Origin of the sequence: Aliidiomarina soli, from assembly GCF_003986975.1 — a bacterium.
GTDB classification, from domain to species: Bacteria; Pseudomonadota; Gammaproteobacteria; order Enterobacterales; family Alteromonadaceae; genus Aliidiomarina; species Aliidiomarina soli.
In genome coordinates, this window is sequence record NZ_PIPO01000002.1 from 538833 (window position 1) to 558477 (window position 19645).

The following is a 19645-nucleotide window of genomic DNA, read 5'->3' on the forward strand; positions in this document are numbered from 1 at the left end:
TATGGAAAAACTGGTTATTCGTGGCGGTCATCGCCTGTCGGGTGAGGTTGCAATTTCGGGTGCTAAGAACGCAGCCCTGCCTATTATTCTGGGCGCCATTCTGGCCGAAGACGATGTCATCATTGAGAATGTGCCGCGTCTGCAGGACGTTGAAACATCGTTTGAGCTTCTTCATCAACTGGGAATCCCCCATACCCGCGAAGGCGAACACAGCTACCGTATTCGGGCCTGTCGAGAGCATGGCTGCGTGGCGCCGTACGAGCTGGTTAAGACCATGCGTGCGTCAGTGCTGGTGCTGGGGCCTCTGTTGACCAAATGTGGACACGCAGAAGTCTCCTTGCCCGGTGGATGCGCCATTGGTGCACGTCCGGTTGACCTTCATATCCAGGGCTTACGCCAGATGGGTGCGACCATCGTGGTCGAAAACGGCTATATTAAAGCAACCACCAATGGTCGTCTGACTGGTGCGCATTTGCTGATGGATACGGTGAGTGTGACCGGCACCGAGAACCTGATGATGGCCGCGACTCTAGCCGAGGGTGTGACCGTAATTGAAAATGCGGCTCGCGAGCCCGAGGTTATTGATTTAGCCCGTTTTCTGAATACCTTGGGCGCCGATATACGCAATGCCGGAACGGATACCATCGAGATTCACGGTGTTGAACGTCTGCACGGCGGTCGTTATAAAGTGATGCCGGATAGAATTGAAACTGGTACCTTTTTAGTCGCTGCACTGGCAACACAAGGCCATGTGCGTTGCACCGATACCGATCCACGGATGCTGGATGCGGTACTTAAAAAACTGACCGAAGCGGGTGCGCAGATTGAGCGCGGCGAAAATTGGATTGAGCTTCGCAGTCAGGGCCGGGCTAAGGCAGTAAATATCGTTACGGCGCCGCATCCTGCTTTCCCAACGGACATGCAGGCACAGTTTACGGCGCTTAACAGTATTGCCAGTGGCACCGGGTTTATTCGTGAAACCATATTCGAAAATCGCTTTATGCATGTGCCTGAGTTGCGGCGCATGGGCGCTGAGATCGATTTGGAAGGCAACACCGCTATTTGCACCGGGGTTGATCGACTGACTGGCGCTCAGGTGATGTGTACCGATTTAAGAGCGTCGGCGTCGTTGGTTATCGCCGGCATGGTGGCTGAAGGCGTTACTGAGGTGGAGCGAATTTACCATATCGACCGGGGCTATGAAGAAATAGAACATAAGCTGGGTCGTCTTGGCGCTGATATTGAACGGGCCAAGATGGATAAAAGCGAGAAAGATGAAGAAATTTGACGTCTAAACTTATCAAAAAGGGGCCTTTAGGCCCCTTTTTTGTTGGTGGCCTGGCGTTCTACTGATTTTGCAGGCGTTCAATCTGCACTTGCGCAACCATTGGGCGTACGTCGCGGTAAAACTGAACTTCCAGCAGTTCGCCAGGGCGGGTCTCGGCGACTAGGTCTAAACCTTGATTCACCGATTGAATGGGCTCGCCACCGATTGCGTATATAAAATCACCGATAGCAATGCCTGCCTCTGCAGCGGGGCCTTCAGGGTCAATGCCGCTGACCAGCAAGCCGCGAGCTTCCTGGATCGAGTTATAATGCTGCTCAGCAGTAATCCCTATGTAGCCGCGGACCACACGGCCTTCGCTAATAATCTGCTGCATGATGCGATAAGCCAGTTGATAGGGAACAGCGAAGTAAATCCCGCTGGTGCCCTGATCGGTCAATTGCGACTGATAGGAGGCGTTATTGATACCAACCAGGTCGCCTGCGGAGTTGACTAGAGCGCCACCGGAATTGCCTTCATTAATGGCGGCATCCATTTGAATAAAGTCGGAGTAACCACTACCCAGCCCCTGGGATCGCTCGGCGAGACCAATTCGCCCGGTTGCAGACACAATCCCCTGCGTCACGGTCTGACCCAGATTGTAGGGGTTACCAATGGCGAGAACTACATCACCGACCCGTGGCTGAAGGTCTGTATTCTGCGGTATGACCGGTAGATTATCGGCTTCGATTCGAAGTACAGCCAGATCAGTCAGCCGATCACTGCCAACCATTTGTGCGGCCAGCAGACGTCCATCCTGCAGCGCAACCCGGATTTCATCCACCTCAGAGACGACATGGTTAGCGGTCAGTATAAAACCACGACCGTCCATTATAACTCCTGATCCAAGCCGCACTGAATTACGCGGCCGTGGGTCATAGGGACCCTGGCGAAGAGACTGGGTGTAGATATTAACGACCGCCGGAGAGGCTTTTGTCACCGCATCTGCATACGAAGCAACGGAGTTTGATGGGGTCATGCGCGGCTGTGGATCGGAATTCAGGTAAGACAGCACAGCCAGCACAACAGCAGCGACAAGCAAGCCCATCAGGGCTGGCTTAATAAAAAGTTGGAGTACGTTGGCACCTGCTTTACTCATGCGGTTGTCGTCTCAATGGGCTAGTCGCTAGATAATTGAACATACTAGCATTCCTGAGCAATTTCGAACAGGTGAAGTAAAGCAAGAGGCGGCTAAAATGCCGCCTCTTTATCACCCGCTGCTGGCTTAATTGGGTAATACCAGATACAGGGTACTGGACCCCCGGCGGACATGCATAGCGATGACACCTTGGGCATTGTCCAACAGACGTCGAAGTTCGCCGACGCTGGTAACCCGCTGGCGATTGACTGCGATAATAATGTCATCCTGGCGCAAGCCAATTTGGTGGGCCGGGGTGTTGTCCTCAACGGCGCTGATACGAACTCCCTGTTCGTTGTCGAGGGTACTCAGCTGCGCGCCTTGCAATGCTGCATGCATCGAGGCGGCGACGGCTTCAACGCTGTGCTCTTCCAGTTCCACCGTTACCTCCAGTTCGTCACCGTCACGCAGTAGTCCAAGGGTTACTGAGCGACCCGCTCCCATACTGCCAACTTTGGCCGCTAACTCAGCGAACGAATGCAACGGCCGGCCGTCGAGACTGACAATAACGTCACCTGCTTCGATGCCCGCTTTGGCAGCGGCACCGTCTTCAACGACTTCGCTAACCCAGGCACCACGGGTGCGGGAAATGTTGAGGGCATCTGCCAGTTCCTGAGTCAGGTTGCCGCCCCGAACTCCTAGTATGCCGCGGCGCACTTCGCCATGTTCAATTATCTGGGCGATCAGGTCGTTCATCATGCTTGAGGGAATGGCAAAGCCGATCCCGATGTTGCCGGTACGACCAAGAATGGCGGTGTTAATACCAATCAGGTTGCCGCGCAGGTCGACCAGGGCACCGCCCGAGTTGCCACTGTTAATTGCAGCATCGGTTTGAATAAAGTTTTCCAGGCGGTCGGCACCGAAACCACCGCGACCGAGCGCTGACACAATGCCTGAGGTGACGGTCTGACCGAGTCCGAATGGATTGCCAATGGCGACGACGAAATCACCAACTCGCATGTCATCGGAATCGCCAATCGCGATCGCAGTCAGGTTATCGGGGCCTTCAATTTTTAATAAGGCAATATCGCTTTGCTCGTCGCGACCCAGTACCTGGGCAGCAAACTGGCGGCCGTCTTTAAGCGTTACGGTGATATCGGTGGCTTCATCGATAACATGGTTATTGGTCACCACATAACCGGCTTCAGCATCGATAATGACCCCGGAGCCCAGGCCGCGGAACGGTTGTTCGCGGGTGCCATTTTGCGGCGCATTAGGGCCAAAGAAAAACTGAAAAGCATCGGGCAGGCGCTGCTGCGTGATGCGGGTTCCTTCGACGGAGATGTTGACCACCGCGGGTGTAACCTGCTCCAGCATGGGAGCAAGGGTAGGAACTTCTTTTGAATTGGTAGAAAACGGAATTTGCGCATGCGCCGGGGTAAGTACCAGCGCACTTGCTGCAAGAAATAAAAGCACAAGCTTTTTCATGGTTTTATAGCTCCAGCATTAACAACAAGGGAATCGAAGTTAGAGACTGCTGAAGCTATTAATAAGTTCGGATTTTTTTAATTCAAGAGGTTAAATTAATTACGGTCGCGGGACGAGTAGTCTTCGTCATTACGAAACAGTCCGCTGCTGCCACCTTCAGAATAATCACGGGGTGCTGCATCACCCGGGCGATCAGGATGCGACTGGTCGTTGTCGAGCGCCTTGGCAGCGCGCAATTGACGGATGGTGTCGGCAGAGAAGAAAGGTAATGGCTGCTGCCATTCTTTTTCCTGTTGCAGCAGTTGCTGGCTGTCACTCAGAAACGCATTGAGCTTGGTCTGGGTGTCATTCAGATCTTCAGCTAATTGCCGCGCCGTTTCAAAATGTTCGAAAACATCTTTGCGGTAGGCGTCAAACTGTTCTTTATTGGCTGCTACCTGAGCTTCAAGCTGGGCAGAGTCAGAATGAGAAGAAAGATAGTACCGAGCTGCGAAGAAGCCGATGACAGCGCCGACGATAACCAGCAGCAAACCAATGAGCCAATCCATAATGACATCTCCCGAAAATGCTAATTTATATTGGATTATGATACCATGCTTTGCCCGACACGATAGTGGGTTTTTCTCAATCTGGCAGTGGTAAGCGCAGTGATGACACCCAAAGAATTATATCAAAGAGACCTTAGTAGTCATGGTTTTAGCCATGATCCGGCGCAACAAAACGCAGTCAACCATTTACAACGTCTTTACGATGATCTGCTGGCCACCGAGCAGCCTCAACGACATGGTTTGTTGGGTAAGCTAAAGAATGCGTTCGGTGGAGGTCAGGCGGAGAAAGTGAAAGGCCTGTATTTCTGGGGCGGCGTCGGACGCGGCAAGACCTATCTGGTTGATACCTTTTACAACGCATTGCCTTTTGAACGTAAAATGCGCATCCATTTTCATCGCTTCATGCATCGTGTCCACGATGAACTCAAGCAACTTAAAGGGCGTTCTGATCCGTTGCCGCTAATAGCAGACAAGTTTGCAGAGGAAGCACGGGTACTCTGTTTCGATGAGTTTTTTGTGCAGGATATTACTGATGCGATGATTTTGGGTACCCTGATGCAAGAGCTGTTCAAGCGCGGGGTAGTGCTGGTTGCAACGTCAAATATAGTGCCGGATGAACTTTATAAGAACGGATTGCAGCGACAACGCTTTGTGCCGGCGATTGAGTTGATTAACGCCCACTGTGAGGTGGTTAACGTGGATGGCGGGATTGACTACCGAATGCGTACCCTGACTCAGGCGGAAATTTTCCACTCGCCACTGGATGACGACGCCGATGAGAACCTGGTGACCTACTTTAAGCAACTGGCACCGGACCATCAGGCGCATTCTACCGGCAAACCGATTGTCGTGAATGGACGTGAAATTGCGACCCGCATGGAAGCCGATGACGTCGCTATGTTTGAATTTGACGTGTTGTGTGGTGGGCCGCGCAGCCAGAATGATTACATGGAACTGTCCCGCCTTTACCATGCGGTGTTGCTGGCAAACGTGCGTCAGATGGGCGAAAAGAATGATGATATCAGCCGCCGCTTTATTGCCCTGGTGGACGAGTTCTATGAGCGCCACGTCAAGCTGATTATGTCAGCCGAAGTTGCGCTGGAAGAGTTGTATAGTGGCGGTCGCCTTAGCTTTGAGTTTAAACGCTGTATCAGCCGTCTGCAGGAGATGCAGTCGCACGAATACCTCGCTCGCGAGCACCTTGCGTAATTCAACATTCAAGCCCCGCGCCTGAATGTTGAATTTGCCGTGCGATCGTTGTTGAAAAACTAGCCTTGGTGCGTGTATAATCCGCGCCAGCCCACGTTACCGGTAGCGATAAAACCCGAAAGGGACGTCGCAAGCCGTTATATATGTTGGCATTTCGCGGGGAAGCCCGGAATATGTCAGGTTGTGGAACTTATTAAACTGGGTAATTAAAAGTCATGAAAACTTTTGTAGCTAAGCCAGAAAGCGTAAAACGCGACTGGTTCGTGGTAGACGCCACTGATAAAACACTTGGTCGTCTGGCCACTGAAATCGCTCGCCGTCTGCGTGGCAAGCACAAGGCTGAATACACGCCGCACGTTGACACTGGTGATTACATCATCGTTGTAAACGCTGAGAAAGTTGTTGTTACTGGTAATAAAACCACTGACAAAATGTACTACTCACACACCGGTTTCCCGGGTGGTATTAAAGAGATCAGCTTCGATAAGTTGCAGGCTAAGAAACCTGAAATGATTATCGAAAGCGCGGTAAAAGGCATGTTGCCACGTGGTCCGTTGGGTCGTGCCATGTTCCGTAAGCTGAAAGTGTATGCAGGTGCTGAGCATAACCATATTGCTCAACAGCCTCAAACCCTTGATATTTAATTACGGAGCAGATGAAAATGGCAGATAATCAATACTACGGTACCGGTCGTCGCAAAAACTCGACTGCACGTGTTTTCCTGCGTCCAGGTAGCGGTGACATCAAAATTAACCAGCGTACTCTGGAAGAATACTTCGGTCGCGAAACGGCTCGCATGGTTGTTCGTCAGCCGCTAGAGCTGTTAGAAATGACTGAAAAATTCGACCTCTACGTGACTGTAACAGGTGGCGGTACTACTGGTCAGGCGGGCGCAATCCGTCACGGTATTACTCGTGCACTGATGCAGTACGACGAATCACTACGCCCTGAACTGCGTAAAGCGGGTTATGTTACTCGTGACGCGCGTCAGGTTGAGCGTAAGAAAGTCGGCTTGCATAAAGCACGTAAGCGTCCACAGTTCTCGAAGCGTTAAGTCGCCCGGGTTTCTGGACCTTATACAAAAACCGCGCTTCGGCGCGGTTTTTTTGTGCCCGTTTTGCTCATCGCTTGCAGGTGGTATATTGCAATGCCAGGAGTACGAAGTAAGTGACTGCATCCGGAAAATCTAAATGAAATCAGTTAAAGCTGCACTGTTAAAACTGCTTACCCGCCTGGCAACATTGGTTCAGGACCATCCCGGGCTAATGGCAGCGTTCGGTTTTGCCTCCGGACTGGCCAGTTTTTTTCTGGTTGAGCGTAACGAATCACTGGCACAGATGATAGCGGTGCTGATGCTGCTTAGCTGGGCATGGCTTATTCTGGAGCGCTGGTTACGTCTGGGTATTATCAAGCGGTTTGGCTTCAAAATGCCCCCTGCAGTGATGCGGTTTGCAACCCAGATGGTGCATCAGGAAAGCCTCTTTTTTACCCTTCCATTTTTTCTCGCGGCAACCACCTGGAATCACGGTCAGCTGGTGTTTACGCTGTTACTGATTACCTGCGCGCTTATCTCCCTGATTGACCCTATCTATTACAACTGGCTGGCTCCCAAGCGCGGACTTTTTGTCGCTTTCCATGCGCTCACTCTCTTTGCCGTGCTACTGGTGGTTAGCCCTCTGTTACTCAATCTGGACACGGGCCAAAGTCTGGTACTGGCGCTTGTTTTAGCCTTGTTGTTCAGTCTACCCAGTCTCAAGGGATTCATACCCAGCGGCCGCTGGTGGCGCTTGCCGCTGATATCTCTGATGCTGGTTGTGATGGCGACGGGCGCCTGGCAGATACGCAGCTGGATCCCGCCAGCGTCGTTGCGCATGACAGAGATCACGTTGTCTCAGCAAATGGATCGTGAACTACGGGCCCCCGGGGACAGTATTCGAAACATAGAGGTGGCCAGTCTTCACCGCGACGGGCTCTTTGCCTGGACTGCGGTACGGGCCCCACGAGGTCTCAACGAACGCATTCACCACCTGTGGTTACTAAATGGCAACGAGGTTGATCGTATTACTCTGGATATCGTCGGCGGCCGCGATCAGGGCTATCGCGCCTGGACACATAAGCTTAATTTCCCGGTTAACGCGGAAGGTAACTGGCAGGTACGGGTGGTTACTGACTCGGGGCAGTTAATAGGCCTGACCCGCTTTACCGTGGAACCTGCCTCAGAGTAAACAACCAGTGCCTGCCTGACGACGCGTTCATTCGGCGGCGCGAGCAGGGCACTGGTAACCCGTTTAATGGAGCGCTGCTACCTTGACGGAGTCGTCGATACGTCGGGCAATTGAGTAGCTCATGTTGCGGACGCCGGTATGCTCCATACCATAGGTATCAATTTCCCCTGCCTGTATCAGTTGTTGATTATGCAAAGAGACCAAACTCAGGCTGAATTCATTTTTATAGCGGTTAATGTAGCAACCGTTACGGCTAATGCCGAAATGCGCTCTGTGCGCCCGCTCAGGCGACACCTCAGTAAAGCGTAAGACTGCGGGGTTGGGCTGGTACGACAAACCTGTCCAACTGATAAAAAGTAGATGGTCGGCATTCTCTTGCTGTGCAAGTTCCACAAAGGCCTGACCATCATTGACATCAATGCCGTCGCCAATAGAGCGTAGTGATGTACAGCTCATGCCTGGATTCTGTTCGACCACGTACTCGCAATATGAGGTTTCAAGAACCCTGCTTGCATTGGCATCAGCAAAGGTAGCTAACACTGCAACATGCTGCACTTCTGGCTGTACGCCAGGTTGCTTAATAGTCTCGGTAGGAGTCGCTGCAACCGAAAAGGCGGCGATGAGGGATGAAATGAGTGGTGTGCTTAGCATATCCTGCCCCTTATGCTTTTAAGTTTGCTTCCATTAACAGCTCGTCGAGACGAAAATTGGATGTGTTTTGCGGTATCGACATGGATTGAGTATTATTTATACAGTTAGAAATGGCAAGACGCCTTGCCAAAAGGTGTCACGCCGATCTTCCCGGCTCTTTGTTTGTTACCTGCCAGCCCAGAAATATTCTTTGATTCGCTGAGTCTTTCATTCGCTGAGTATTAAGCACGTATAAAGAGGTGCCTAGCCTTGTAAAAGGTAGGGCTTTTCTTTATCATCACGCTTGATAAATTTGTCACAATAAAATTAGTTTTTCGCTGCGGATGCCTCCGTCAAGCGTCCAAAACTGGAGATAAATGGATGAGCAATGCGCCTGTAGATAAAGGCCGCCGTCGGTTCCTGACTGTTGCTACCTCTGTTGTAGGTGGTGCAGGAGCTCTCGCTGCTGCCGTGCCTTTCATTGCTTCATGGAGTCCGAGTGTGCGAGCGCGTCTCGCCGGGGCTCCTGTTGAAATGAAAATCGACAAGATAGAGCCGGGCCAGCTGGTCAGAACTGAATGGCAAGGCCGACCTGTGTGGGTCATTCGTCGGACCCCAGAAATGCTGGAATCGTTAAGCCTGACTGATGACGAAGTCCGCGACCCTGAGTCGGACCAACCGCAGCAACCTGAATACGCTAAGAACAAACACCGTTCGATTGACCCTGAATGGTTTGTCGCGGTCGGTGTGTGTACCCATTTAGGCTGCTCTCCACAGTTTTTGCCGCGTAATTTCGGCGATATGGACGGCGTTGACTCAGGCTTCTTCTGCCCCTGCCATGGTTCGCGTTTTGACATCGCAGGGCGTGTTTTCCAGGGCGTGCCAGCACCAACCAACCTTGTCGTACCGCCATATCACTTTATCGACGACGCCACTATTTTGATTGGTCTTGGTGAAGACGAGGGGGCTGTATAATGTCACGTATTATGAACTGGATAGACGAACGTATACCTTTCAGCAACTCGCTGAAGCTGCACGTGACGCAATATCCGGCACCAAAGAATTTTAACTTCTGGTACATCATGGGCTCACTGGCCCTGGTTGTGCTGGTAAACCAGATCGTGACCGGTATCTGGCTAACCATGAACTATAACCCGAGTGCTGACGGCGCCTTTGCCTCAATCGAATACATCATGCGTGATGTCGATTATGGCTGGCTGCTGCGCTATATGCACTCAACCGGGGCCTCCGCGTTTTTCGTGGTGGTTTATCTGCATATGTTCCGGGGCCTGATGTATGGGTCATACCAGCGTCCACGTGAACTACTGTGGATCTTCGGCATGCTGATCTTCCTTGTGCTAATGGCAGAAGCCTTTATGGGCTACTTGTTACCCTGGGGACAAATGTCGTTCTGGGGCGCGCAGGTTATTATTTCGCTGTTCGGTGCAATTCCGTTCGTCGGTGAAGATCTGACGACCTGGATCCGCGGCGACTTCGTTATTTCCGGTGCCACACTGAACCGTTTCTTTGCCTTGCATGTAATTGCCTTACCGCTGGTATTGGTAATTCTGGTCTTCCTGCACCTGATTGCATTGCACGAAGTAGGTTCGAACAACCCAGACGGTATCAACATTAAGAAACCAAAAGGGTCTGTGCCGGACGACGAGAAAGCACCATTTGAATTCCACGAGCGTTACACAGCGAAGAAAGACATTGTCGATGCTATCCCGTTCCATCCGTACTACACGGTTAAGGATCTGGTAGGTCTGGCAGGGTTCCTGATTCTGTTTGCCTGGGTGATTTTCTTTGCGCCGACGATGGGAGGTTTCTTCCTTGAGCCGCCTAACTTCCAGGCAGCCGATCCGATGAAAACACCGGAGCACATTGCGCCTGTTTGGTACTTCACGCCATTCTATGCAATTTTGCGTGCTATCCCGGATAAGCTACTCGGCGTTATCGCCATGTTCCTGGCCATCGTGTTCCTGTTCCTGATGCCTTGGTGGGACCGCTGTAAAGTACGTTCGGTTCGCTATCGCAGTACCTTGCACAAAGTGAACCTGACTGTGTTTGTTATCAGTTTCATTGCGCTAGGGTATCTGGGCGTCAAGCCAGCAACCGATGTGTACACTATTATGGCGCGTATCTTTACGTTCCTGTACTTCGCGTTCTTTATTGTGATGTGGTTCTACAGCAAAAACGAGCGCACTAAGCCACTGCCAGAGAGGGTTACGAAATGATTAAGCGTTTTCTTCTAGCCTTGGCTCTGCTTCTTCCGTCGGTCGCATTTGCGGCCGGCTACAGCGGACCGCTTGATCGCGCGGACCACGACCTCAGTGACAAGGCGTCACTGCAGCGTGGGGCCCAACTTTATATGAACTACTGCCTGGCGTGTCACTCAATGCAGTATCAGCGCTACTCGCGTACCTTTGATGACCTGGATATTCCTCAGGAACTAGGCGAAGAGTTGCTGCAATTCACCAACGAGCCGGGCGGACATAAAACCTCTGCCATTGACGGCGATGCGTCTGCAGAGTGGTTCGGTCTGACACCGCCTGACTTAACTATGGTTGCGCGTGTCCGTGGTGCAGATTTCATCTACACTTACTTACGTTCTTTCTATGCTGACGACTCGCGTCCGTTTGGTGTTAACAACGACGTGTTTGAAAACGTTGGTATGCCGCACGTGCTCGAAGAGTTGCAGGGCACACCTCGCCGCGTTGAAGAACAGCGTATGGTTGATGGTGAAATGAAAGACGTGTACGTCGGTATTCGCGCCGATGGTAACGGGACAATGAGCCCGGAAGAGTTTGACCAGGCGATGCTTGATCTGACTAACTTCCTGGTGTACACCGGCGAGCCTATGATCCTTGAGCGTCAGCGCATGGGTTATTTCGTTATTGGTTTCCTGATTGTTTTCTTAATTCTGACAATATTGCTGAAGAAAGAGTACTGGCGCGATATTAAGTAATCGCCGCAGGATAAACCATAAAACATTGGGGGCGAAGTTCGCCCCCTTTGCTGTTTGCATAAACTGGAGAAAATCATGGCTGTAGCTGCCAATAAACGTTCGGTAATGACCCTTTATTCTGGCAAAGACGATTTGTTCAGTCATCAGGCCCGCATTGTGCTGGCTGAGAAAGGGGTGGGTGTTGAGATCAGCTTTGTCGAAGGTGATGAAAAACCGGAAGATCTGATTCAGTTGAATCCGTATCCGGATGCGGTACCGACTTTAGTCGACCGCGAGCTGGTTCTGTACAACTCAAAAATTATCATGGAATACCTTGATGAGCGTTTTCCGCATCCACCATTGATGCCAGTTTATCCGGTCGCCCGTGGCAACAGCCGTTTAATGATGTATCGCATTGAACGAGACTGGTATGCATTGGCATCGACGATTCTGAAAGGCAGCAACAAAGAAGCCAACCAGGCCCGACAGGAGCTGCGTGAAGGCTTGCTGGCACTGGCGCCGATGTTTGCTGACAGTGACTACTTCATGAGCGAAGAGTTCAGCCTGGTTGATTGCTATCTGGCGCCGCTATTATGGCGTTTACCGCAGTATAAGATTGAGTTAGAAGGTTCCACAGCGAAAGAGATTAAGCGGTATATGGTACGCCTGTTTGAGCGTCCATCATTCCAGAAGTCACTGACCGAAGCAGAGCGCGAATTAGCTCAGGGTTAATCCTGAGCTGCGCCAAGAGGGGTTATGGATCTAAAGATGTCTCCACAGCGTCCTTATTTATTGCGAGCCATGTATGACTGGCTTGTTGATAACCAATGCACACCGCATCTTATTGTGGATGCGACGTTGGAGTTTGTTGATGTGCCACAGGAACACGTGCAGGACGGCCAGATCGTGCTCAACGTGCATCCTGATGCAGTGACTCGCTTTACCATGGATCTTAATCACGTCAGCTTTGAAGCCCGTTTTGGCGGTGCTACACGGCGTATCTGGGTCCCTATGACGGCAGTGACCGCAATCTATGCGCGCGAGAATGGCGCAGGCACTATCTTCGAACAGGAACCAGGGCTGGATGACTATCAGGGTGACCCTGAGTCCGCTTCTGAGCCAGCAGCTCCAGCGAAGGGCAAACCTTCACTGAAAGTAGTCAAGTAAGTAACGAATAAGCTGGAGCGCGCGTTAACGGCGCTCCAGTACATCAATAACCCGCTCCACACCATTCATGTGACGAACTTGTTCAATGGCATCGGCGGCGGCGTCAGCAGTGGTCACTCCGACCAGAAAAACTTCACCTTTTTCGCTATATACTTTGATATTGCTATGGTCAAACTCGCTATCGGTGATCAATGCCGCTTTCACTCTTGAGGTGAGAAAGGTATCTCGCGAGCGTTCACTTAAGCTCGCTTTAGGACCGACACGGAGCTGGTCATAGACACGGTTAACGCCATTCACATCACGGGTAACCCGCACTGCCTGATCGCGAATGCGGTCGGTTTCCGCTTGCCCGAAAATCAGTACGTTGCCATTGTAAGCTACGATCTGGATGCGTTGTTCGCGAAGCGTCTGGTCATCATTGAGATGGCTTTCTACACGCAAGCGCAAACTGTTGTCGTCCACCTGAGTGCCGACATCACGCCCGTCCATGGCCACTACAGTGGCCCCGACAGCACCCCCTGCAACGACCAGGGCACAGCCGGAAAGGTTAACCAGCAGCGGTAAACATAGCAGCATAGCCATGCGTTTCATTAGGACGTCCCCCCCTGAAAAATCTGTTGTTCAATCAGACTACATAGCAGATGGCTGATAAACAATTGCTGTTCAGTGATACGTGCCGGGTTGGCGGCCGGGATTTGTATTTCGATATCGGCCGGACCGAGCAGACCGGTTGCGTCTCCGGATTCGGTGCCAATAATAGCGATAATGGTCATCTCACGGGACAGCGCTGCTTCCATCGCCTGATGGACTCGCTCGGAATGCTGTTCGCTAATAAAGGCAACCAGAATATCACCCTGGCTCCCAATCGCCTGTACCTGGCGCGCAATAGATTCCAGCTCAGATGTCTGGCTTGAACTCAGCCCCAACGCCAGCGCGGGAAAGGGCGGGCGTTCAAGTTCTGAGCCCTGTAATAAGAGGTCAGCGAAGTGATTGGCCACAAACAAACTCTGTCCGTCGCCGCAGCTGAATACCCGTTGCCCAGCAAGCAGGCTGGAGACCAGCAGGTCGGCAGCGTCGACTAAAACATCGGCTAATGTTTCAGAGGCGGCAACCTGAATTTGTATACTCTCGTTGTAATAGTTTTTGAGAAACTCGCGCATGGAAAACCTTAGGTTCTTTAAAAAGCGTCTTTGACCCAGAGTAACTCCGCCGGGTCGGCCGTAATGGCGACGACGTCAAACCGACAGGGGGTAAGATACTCGGACAAATCATTGGAATAAAGATAAACTTTTGCACAGTGACGGATCCGTTGTAGCTGACCCTGGCGGATCTGCCCCAGCGGATGCTCGACGGTCGCATTATAGCGGAACTTAACTTCGACAAAGACCCAATAGTCCTGGTCGCGCATAATCAAATCAATTTCACCGCCATGGAGGCGAAAATTACGCTCCACCAGGGTCAGCCCCTGCGCCTTCAAATACGCTTCTGCCTGGTACTCAAAGTGTGTCCCCACTGAACGACTGCTCATTTCCGCGTTGCTCCACTATACGGCCGTTGTCGAATACGGCCCAGTGTAGCTGACGGCTGATGGCATGCTCAGAAATACGCAATTGCCCGGTTAAGCCCGGATGGTCGTAACCGGGCAGCCAGTTCATTACACTCAGGCGGGGTAACAGTTCCATTGCATCATAGCCCATCCCGATAAGCCGTTGCGACGAGGGTGACTGATTCGGACGCAATTGTTGAAAGCGTTCAAATAGAGCGCGCTCAGAATGCCGTGGTAACAGCCATGGCGCTTCTGAAAACACAATGCCGTCAAGGTCACTGCTGCCGCGGCTGTCTGAGCTTTCGTGAACCGAGGATGAGGCAAAGACCGGCAGGCGGCGGGCAAACGGACTGATATTAGTTTCGATAAAGGGTTTTAACAGCCGCGCCTGGGCTGCATCACCGAGCAGGTAGATAGCGCTGACGTCACGTCGACTACGTGGTTCAGACTCTATGGTAGTAGTGCCGGCGGCCCGTTCGACTAGCTCGATACGGTTGTTGGAATCGCGCACGTGAAGGCTTTCTGCTACCCGGTCAGGCATGTCATTGCTTGAACTGTAACGGCCAACATGGACGCTGGTCACGCCGTGTTTAGCTACCCACTGACTTTCAAACTGGTTGGCGAGCTGCCGTCCACGTTGGGTATCAGCGCCTAGCACCAGGACATTTTCGTGGTCGCGCTGGCTAAGGTAGTCAACCGCGGATTCAACTTCGGTATCGATATCGAGGGCAAAAAAATTGTCCAGCCCCGGCTGGTAATCATCTGGTGTGCGGTTGAGCCACAATTGAACCCAGGGCATCGGCTCGTCCTGTGCGTTCAGCGTCGCGGCGAAACGGTTAACATAATCGCGAGACAATGGACCTATTACCGCTTCTATATTTTCCCGTTGCAGACGCTCTAGTACTTCGTCGGCATTGTAGGCGGTCGTGTCGATAAACAGCACGTCTTCATTTCGTTCGTTGCTTAGCGCGGCAAGCACGCCATCACGAACCGCCAGGCCTTGCTGTCCGAATTGGCCGCTCAAAGGTAACAAAACCGCTATCCGGCGAGGCTGCTCGTGGAGCCATGGCTGGTCGGCAAGCACGTCTTCAACTTGTTGTCGGGCGGGGTGGCCGGAGAACTGTTGCAGCCAGCGCTCTAATGTCGGCGCGACGGGTTCCCGGTAGTCAAGTGCCTGAGTCAGACGGGTAAATAAGCTGGTCCAGCCGCGCATCCGCTCGCTACTTTCGCGGGCAGCATTGCGCCAGTACCCGGCGGGCACATGGCTTAGATGGTGCCAGATCCGTGGATTATGGTCCTGCTCATCGTAGGTCGACAATTCGACCAATTGACGGGCGGCACTGAGGTGTCGCTGCTGCCCTGCGTAGGATTGATAATACAGGCGTAAAAGGGCAACCCGCTGCTCGCGGGAGCTGGTTCGCTCAATATCATCAAGAATCTGTTGCGCTGTCTGCCACTGTTCGAAGTAAAGCAACAAGGCGGCACGCTGCATCAGGTATTCAGTGCGTAGCCGGCTGGGCAGGGCGACATCTTCCATTTGGCTCAACACCGATGCACCCTGCTGCCATTCTCCACGGGCAAAGAAAGCTTCGCTGGCCTGGAGCAGGAACTGATAGGTCTGAGCGCGGTTCTCAGCGAGCGCTGCGCGTTCAAGGAAGTCCTCCGGGCTGGCATCGATGAGCGTCGTGGTGTCCGCTAACGGCTCATCCTCTATAGCTGATCGGTCTGTAACCGGTGCAGATGGCTGACCCGCGCAACCCGCGAGGGCGAAAATAGCGATGCAGGCAAGTAACTTCTTTGGCACAATAAACGCTCTTGGTAATTCACATGTCCATACTATAAACGCCCAACGGCGAGGACACAATCAAAGGGCTATAGGATATGCGGTCTGAGTCACCCAGCGGGATACTTTATATTGTTGCCACGCCGATAGGGAACCTTAGCGATATGACCTACCGTGCGGTTCAGGTATTGCAGCAGGCGGACCTGATTATGGCTGAAGACACCCGCCACAGCAGGCTGCTGCTTGATCATTATGGGGTCGAAGGACCGCTTTCCACGGTGCATGAGCACAACGAACGCCAGCGTAGTGAGTACCTGGTCAAGCGCTTGTTGGCGGGTGAAAATATTGCGTTAATCAGTGATGCGGGAACCCCGTTGATCAGCGACCCGGGGTACCCGCTGGTTCATGCCTGTCGTGAAGCGGGCGTTCAAGTGGTGCCTATTCCGGGACCCTGTGCGGCGATCGCTGCGTTAAGTGCCGCTGGACTACCGACAGACCGCTTTTTGTTTGTTGGCTTCCTTGCGGCTAAATCTGCTGCCCGGGTCAGCCAGCTCACTGCCGTCAGCGAGGAGAGCGGGACCCTGGTGTTTTATGAATCACCACGTCGTATTTTGAGCACATTACGGGATATGCAGGACGTCTATGGTGCTGACCGTCAGGCGGTCGTGGCGCGTGAAGTGACCAAGCAATTTGAGACCTTCCTTGCTGGTAGCCTCTCGTCGTTGATTGACCAGGTGGCGGCGGACAGCAATCAGCAACGTGGTGAAATTGTAGTAATGGTACACGGTGCACGACGGGCCGCCGATGCACTGCCAGCAGATGCGACCCGACTATTGCTGCAATTGTTACCCCACATGGCATTAAAGAAAGCCGCTGCGGTGGTGGCTGAGCATTATGGGGTACGTAAAAACCAGCTCTACCAATGGGGCCTGGAGCAACAGGGCGACGGCCGCCAGGGTGGACAAGAATAGATTGACCTGCCCCCCTGGGCGCGTACAATGTCCGCCGGAGTCAGCCAGGGCAATCGCTGCCTGCATACTTTCGGGTATGTGGGGGGAGGAAAGTCCGGGCTCCATAGGGCAGGGTGCCAGGTAACGCCTGGGCGGCGCGAGCCGACGACCAGTGCAACAGAGAGCAAACCGCCGATGACTCACTTTTCGGAGTGGGAACAGGTAAGGGTGAAAGGGTGCGGTAAGAGCGCACCGCGCGGCTGGCAACAGTTCGTGGCACGGTAAACTCCACCCGGAGCAAGACCAAATAGGGATCCTTGGGGTGGCCCGCCTCGGATCCGGGTAGGTTGCTGGAGGCTACAGGCGACTGTAGTCCTAGACGAATGATTGTCCACGACAGAACCCGGCTTACTGGCTGACTCCCCTTATTTTATCTGTACTATGCCGCTGGCTGAAAGCCTGGCGGCATAGTCTGGATACCATTCAGCCAGCTCGTTACGCGGTAACGGCTCGGTATAAAGATACCCCTGCAAATAATCGACCCCAAGTGTCTCAAGCATCTGCGCCTGAGCCTGGGTCTCGACGCCTTCGGCAACCACTTGTACTTCCAGCGCTTTCGCCATTTGCACCAGCGCACCGACCATCGCCACCACCCGGCTGTCCTCTGCCAGGTGCTGAGTAAAGCTGCGGTCTACTTTAATCAGACGAATTGGAAAGCGACGGACATAGTTGACCGACGAGTAGCCGGTGCCAAAGTCATCAATTGCTAATTGAATACCTGCTTCGTCAAGCTGATTGATCAGCGCATGCTGACGAGGCTGATCCGGCATCAGCATGGACTCAGTAATTTCGAAAATCACATCGTGACTGACAACCTGATGTTCAGCCATGATCGCCAGCCAGCGCGACGCCACCTGCGGATCATTGAATTCAGCCGGCGAGCGGTTAATGCTGACTTTGACGCCTGGGATCAGGGCCCGCAATGAGGCCAGATCGCTGCACACCTGGGTAAGTACAAAGTCACCCAGAACTGCAATAATTCCGTTGCGTTCGGCGCTGGGAATAAACTGGGCCGGGCTGAGGAGCCCCAACTGGGGATGATGCCAGCGGATCAGAGCCTCCAGATGCGTTATCGCGCCGGCTGGGGTGACGATTGGTTGATAGTAAATCACGAACTGACCGCTGCTGAGACCGATACGCATCTCCTCGGATAGTTTGAGCTGGCTTTCGGCGGAACGCTGCATACTGGCGTCGAAGAAGGCACTGGTGTTACGGCCCGCACTTTTCGCTGAGTACATTGCCACATCTGCATGTTTTATCAGCGTCATGACGTCCTCGCCATCCTCCGGATACATGGCGATGCCAATACTGGCATGCATGTGGATATGATGACCGTCCAGCTCGACCGGCTGGGTCAGCGTCTGCTGCAGCTGGTTGGCCAGGTTCATGCAGGTTTCCAGATCGTCGACGTCTTTGAGCACCAAAATGAACTCATCGCCACCGATCCGCGCGACAATATCGCGTTCACGGAGACGATTACTGAGCCGCTCCGCGATGGTAATCAACAATTGATCGCCGAGATCATGGCCCAGACTGTCATTCACTTGTTTGAAATGATCGAGGTCGATAAAAAGGACACAGAATTTTACCTGGTGCGTCTCGCAATAGTCGATATAGCGGCCCAGCAGCTGGCGCAAATAGACACGGTTAACAAGCCCGGTTAACGGGTCCCGCTGTGCTTGTTCGGTAATCTGCGAGAACGCGTGCTGAAGTCGACGATGGTTAATGAAGACCACAATAAACAACGCCAGGATGGCGGCAATGACCAGGTTCCCAGCCAGGAGCAAAGGCCAGTAGTGCCACCAGGGCGGTGCCCAGTAGCCGTATGTCGGATAGCCGGCCAGTGACCACTGCAACACACCCAGCTGAATGGGCAGCTCAACCACGTCGTGATTCCAGATCTGATCATCACCGGCGAGATGGTCGTCACCAGCGCGCAATGCAGTATTCAATGAGTCGCCGTGGCCAATCCCGGCATCAGCGAAGAGTCGCTGATGATCCAAAACCTGTGAGATAATACCCCAGTTATTGTCGTCATGGACTAAGGGAACCCGGGCGATCAGGGCCTCTCCTCCCTGCAGCAGGGGGACTGGCCCCTGAAATACGATATCGCCGCTTTCAATAGCCTGACGAACTGACTCCATTTGTGTGGGGAGCTGGCGGTAGTCAGTACCCAGGACCTGCTCGTTGCCATTGCGTGGATAGACATAGCGGATCACCAGATCTGGCGCTACGGCGACATGGCGGGTATGGAGATCATCAGCCAGCAGGTATTGGTTGAGCGTAGCAAAGCGTTGTTCGTCGATCGCTGGGTTGGCCATGAATTCGGCACGCAAGCCACGCATGCTGGCGAGGTTGGCATTGAGAAGACCGTCAAACTGAGCGCGCAGGGTGGCAAGTTGCTGAAATGCAGCGATACGTTCGTTGTTTGCCTGTTGTGTCTGATAGCTATTGAGTAACGCGATCAGGATCCCTTGTAGCACAGCGAAGCTAACGACAAGAAAAAGAATGAACCAGCGACGCATCGCAACCATAGGGACAACCTAATTATTCTGGTAATATGTATACATAGTCCAGTATGGTCAAAATTAGATCAATATAAAGTATTAGTAGGTTGGCTCATTCATTTTCTCCCACAATTTCCCACCCAGTTTCATGAACTTGCTCAAAGCCCAGTAAAAATAAGGTAA

General features: G+C 52.8%; 20 protein-coding genes and 1 other RNA gene. 12 read left to right on the top strand and 9 right to left on the bottom strand.

Annotation, left to right across the window (positions count from 1 at the left end):
• The first annotated feature begins 1 nt into the window (after nucleotide 1).
• Nucleotides 2–1288, top strand: coding sequence for a UDP-N-acetylglucosamine 1-carboxyvinyltransferase (murA, locus tag CWE14_RS06175; protein WP_126798575.1), 1287 nt, complete (start codon nucleotides 2–4; stop codon nucleotides 1286–1288).
• A 58-nt stretch (nucleotides 1289–1346) separates the two neighbouring features.
• Here murA and CWE14_RS06180 read toward each other — a convergent pair whose 3' ends face one another.
• From CWE14_RS06180 to CWE14_RS06190, 3 genes are all read right to left on the bottom strand, one after another.
• A complete protein-coding gene (locus CWE14_RS06180; protein WP_126798576.1) occupies nucleotides 1347–2423 on the bottom strand; it encodes a trypsin-like peptidase domain-containing protein in 1077 nt (358 codons plus the stop codon).
• A gap of 126 nt (nucleotides 2424–2549) precedes the next feature.
• Nucleotides 2550–3890 (bottom strand): Do family serine endopeptidase, encoded by a 1341-nt coding sequence (locus CWE14_RS06185; protein ID WP_126798577.1) that lies wholly within the window; start codon nucleotides 3888–3890, stop codon nucleotides 2550–2552.
• A gap of 95 nt (nucleotides 3891–3985) precedes the next feature.
• A complete protein-coding gene (locus tag CWE14_RS06190; RefSeq protein ID WP_126798578.1) occupies nucleotides 3986–4438 on the bottom strand; it encodes a Z-ring associated ZapG family protein in 453 nt (150 codons plus the stop codon).
• A gap of 102 nt (nucleotides 4439–4540) precedes the next feature.
• Between CWE14_RS06190 and zapE the strand changes: the two genes are divergently transcribed.
• From zapE to CWE14_RS06210, 4 genes are all read left to right on the top strand, one after another.
• A complete protein-coding gene (gene zapE, locus CWE14_RS06195; RefSeq protein WP_126798579.1) occupies nucleotides 4541–5647 on the top strand; it encodes a cell division protein ZapE in 1107 nt (368 codons plus the stop codon).
• A gap of 215 nt (nucleotides 5648–5862) precedes the next feature.
• Nucleotides 5863–6291 (top strand): 50S ribosomal protein L13, encoded by a 429-nt coding sequence (rplM, locus tag CWE14_RS06200; RefSeq protein ID WP_126788567.1) that lies wholly within the window; start codon nucleotides 5863–5865, stop codon nucleotides 6289–6291.
• Nucleotides 6292–6308: 17 nt separating this feature from the next.
• Nucleotides 6309–6701: a 30S ribosomal protein S9 gene (rpsI, locus tag CWE14_RS06205; RefSeq protein ID WP_126788566.1), complete on the top strand. Its 393-nt coding sequence runs from the start codon at nucleotides 6309–6311 to the stop codon at nucleotides 6699–6701.
• 136 nt (nucleotides 6702–6837) lie between these two features.
• The gene (locus tag CWE14_RS06210; protein WP_275065552.1) at nucleotides 6838–7872 is read left to right on the top strand and encodes a DUF5924 family protein; all 1035 of its coding nucleotides are present in this window, start codon (nucleotides 6838–6840) and stop codon (nucleotides 7870–7872) included.
• Nucleotides 7873–7935: 63 nt separating this feature from the next.
• On the opposite strand, the gene CWE14_RS06215 is transcribed toward CWE14_RS06210, so the two are convergent.
• Nucleotides 7936–8523 carry a hypothetical protein gene (locus CWE14_RS06215; RefSeq protein ID WP_126798580.1) on the bottom strand — a complete coding sequence of 196 codons (588 nt, stop codon included), beginning with the start codon at nucleotides 8521–8523 and terminating at the stop codon, nucleotides 7936–7938.
• Nucleotides 8524–8883: 360 nt separating this feature from the next.
• Between CWE14_RS06215 and petA the strand changes: the two genes are divergently transcribed.
• From petA to CWE14_RS06240, 5 genes are all read left to right on the top strand, one after another.
• On the top strand, nucleotides 8884–9477 hold the full coding sequence (gene petA / locus CWE14_RS06220) for a ubiquinol-cytochrome c reductase iron-sulfur subunit (protein WP_126798581.1): 594 nt from the start codon (nucleotides 8884–8886) through the stop codon (nucleotides 9475–9477).
• Nucleotides 9477–10739, top strand: a complete 1263-nt coding sequence (locus CWE14_RS06225) for a cytochrome b (RefSeq protein ID WP_126798582.1) — start codon at nucleotides 9477–9479, stop codon at nucleotides 10737–10739. Before petA ends, CWE14_RS06225 begins: the two co-directional genes overlap by 1 nt.
• Nucleotides 10739–11470: a cytochrome c1 gene (locus CWE14_RS06230; protein ID WP_126798658.1), complete on the top strand. Its 732-nt coding sequence runs from the start codon at nucleotides 10739–10741 to the stop codon at nucleotides 11468–11470. The genes CWE14_RS06225 and CWE14_RS06230 overlap by 1 nt, the downstream gene beginning before the upstream one ends.
• 75 nt (nucleotides 11471–11545) lie before the next feature.
• The gene (gene sspA / locus CWE14_RS06235) at nucleotides 11546–12181 is read left to right on the top strand and encodes a stringent starvation protein SspA (protein ID WP_126788563.1); all 636 of its coding nucleotides are present in this window, start codon (nucleotides 11546–11548) and stop codon (nucleotides 12179–12181) included.
• Nucleotides 12182–12217: 36 nt separating this feature from the next.
• Complete coding sequence (locus CWE14_RS06240) at nucleotides 12218–12616, top strand: ClpXP protease specificity-enhancing factor (protein WP_126798583.1); 399 nt, start codon at nucleotides 12218–12220, stop codon at nucleotides 12614–12616.
• A gap of 24 nt (nucleotides 12617–12640) precedes the next feature.
• Here the strand turns inward: CWE14_RS06240 and CWE14_RS06245 are convergent, their stop codons facing one another.
• Genes CWE14_RS06245 through CWE14_RS06260 form a run of 4 tightly spaced genes read right to left on the bottom strand, consistent with a single transcriptional unit; the run spans nucleotide 12641 to nucleotide 15966 of the window.
• Nucleotides 12641–13207 (bottom strand): BON domain-containing protein, encoded by a 567-nt coding sequence (locus CWE14_RS06245; RefSeq protein WP_126798584.1) that lies wholly within the window; start codon nucleotides 13205–13207, stop codon nucleotides 12641–12643.
• The gene (locus tag CWE14_RS06250; protein ID WP_126788561.1) at nucleotides 13207–13776 is read right to left on the bottom strand and encodes a D-sedoheptulose-7-phosphate isomerase; all 570 of its coding nucleotides are present in this window, start codon (nucleotides 13774–13776) and stop codon (nucleotides 13207–13209) included. Before CWE14_RS06250 ends, CWE14_RS06245 begins: the two co-directional genes overlap by 1 nt.
• 17 nt (nucleotides 13777–13793) lie before the next feature.
• On the bottom strand, nucleotides 13794–14144 hold the full coding sequence (locus tag CWE14_RS06255) for a YraN family protein (RefSeq protein ID WP_126798585.1): 351 nt from the start codon (nucleotides 14142–14144) through the stop codon (nucleotides 13794–13796).
• Nucleotides 14113–15966, bottom strand: coding sequence for a penicillin-binding protein activator (locus CWE14_RS06260; RefSeq protein WP_157981784.1), 1854 nt, complete (start codon nucleotides 15964–15966; stop codon nucleotides 14113–14115). The genes CWE14_RS06255 and CWE14_RS06260 overlap by 32 nt, the downstream gene beginning before the upstream one ends.
• 77 nt (nucleotides 15967–16043) lie before the next feature.
• Between CWE14_RS06260 and rsmI the strand changes: the two genes are divergently transcribed.
• Together rsmI and rnpB are read left to right on the top strand one after the other, a co-directional pair.
• Nucleotides 16044–16916: a 16S rRNA (cytidine(1402)-2'-O)-methyltransferase gene (gene rsmI / locus CWE14_RS06265; RefSeq protein WP_126798587.1), complete on the top strand. Its 873-nt coding sequence runs from the start codon at nucleotides 16044–16046 to the stop codon at nucleotides 16914–16916.
• A gap of 36 nt (nucleotides 16917–16952) precedes the next feature.
• An RNA gene (rnpB, locus tag CWE14_RS06270) (RNase P RNA component class A) lies at nucleotides 16953–17322 on the top strand.
• On the opposite strand, the gene CWE14_RS06275 is transcribed toward rnpB, so the two are convergent.
• The gene (locus CWE14_RS06275) at nucleotides 17321–19489 is read right to left on the bottom strand and encodes a putative bifunctional diguanylate cyclase/phosphodiesterase (RefSeq protein ID WP_126798588.1); all 2169 of its coding nucleotides are present in this window, start codon (nucleotides 19487–19489) and stop codon (nucleotides 17321–17323) included. The genes rnpB and CWE14_RS06275 overlap by 2 nt on opposite strands.
• Nucleotides 19490–19645: the final 156 nt, after the last annotated feature.

Excerpts from the sequence above, each read along its gene's own strand:
- zapE (WP_126798579.1), top strand. The coding sequence starts at position 4,541 with ATGACACCCAAAGAATTATATCAAAGAGACCTTAGTAGTCATGGTTTT.
- rsmI (WP_126798587.1), top strand. The coding sequence starts at position 16,044 with ATGCGGTCTGAGTCACCCAGCGGGATACTTTATATTGTTGCCACGCCG.
- CWE14_RS06245 (WP_126798584.1), bottom strand. The coding sequence starts at position 13,207 with ATGAAACGCATGGCTATGCTGCTATGTTTACCGCTGCTGGTTAACCTT.
- sspA (WP_126788563.1), top strand. The coding sequence starts at position 11,546 with ATGGCTGTAGCTGCCAATAAACGTTCGGTAATGACCCTTTATTCTGGC.
- petA (WP_126798581.1), top strand. The coding sequence starts at position 8,884 with ATGAGCAATGCGCCTGTAGATAAAGGCCGCCGTCGGTTCCTGACTGTT.
- CWE14_RS06240 (WP_126798583.1), top strand. The coding sequence starts at position 12,218 with ATGTCTCCACAGCGTCCTTATTTATTGCGAGCCATGTATGACTGGCTT.
- CWE14_RS06250 (WP_126788561.1), bottom strand. The coding sequence starts at position 13,776 with ATGCGCGAGTTTCTCAAAAACTATTACAACGAGAGTATACAAATTCAG.
- CWE14_RS06190 (WP_126798578.1), bottom strand. The coding sequence starts at position 4,438 with ATGGATTGGCTCATTGGTTTGCTGCTGGTTATCGTCGGCGCTGTCATC.
- CWE14_RS06185 (WP_126798577.1), bottom strand. The coding sequence starts at position 3,890 with ATGAAAAAGCTTGTGCTTTTATTTCTTGCAGCAAGTGCGCTGGTACTT.
- CWE14_RS06210 (WP_275065552.1), top strand. The coding sequence starts at position 6,838 with ATGAAATCAGTTAAAGCTGCACTGTTAAAACTGCTTACCCGCCTGGCA.
- CWE14_RS06215 (WP_126798580.1), bottom strand. The coding sequence starts at position 8,523 with ATGCTAAGCACACCACTCATTTCATCCCTCATCGCCGCCTTTTCGGTT.
- CWE14_RS06255 (WP_126798585.1), bottom strand. The coding sequence starts at position 14,144 with ATGAGCAGTCGTTCAGTGGGGACACACTTTGAGTACCAGGCAGAAGCG.
- CWE14_RS06225 (WP_126798582.1), top strand. The coding sequence starts at position 9,477 with ATGTCACGTATTATGAACTGGATAGACGAACGTATACCTTTCAGCAAC.
- rplM (WP_126788567.1), top strand. The coding sequence starts at position 5,863 with ATGAAAACTTTTGTAGCTAAGCCAGAAAGCGTAAAACGCGACTGGTTC.
- CWE14_RS06275 (WP_126798588.1), bottom strand. The coding sequence starts at position 19,489 with ATGGTTGCGATGCGTCGCTGGTTCATTCTTTTTCTTGTCGTTAGCTTC.
- murA (WP_126798575.1), top strand. The coding sequence starts at position 2 with ATGGAAAAACTGGTTATTCGTGGCGGTCATCGCCTGTCGGGTGAGGTT.
- CWE14_RS06180 (WP_126798576.1), bottom strand. The coding sequence starts at position 2,423 with ATGAGTAAAGCAGGTGCCAACGTACTCCAACTTTTTATTAAGCCAGCC.
- rpsI (WP_126788566.1), top strand. The coding sequence starts at position 6,309 with ATGGCAGATAATCAATACTACGGTACCGGTCGTCGCAAAAACTCGACT.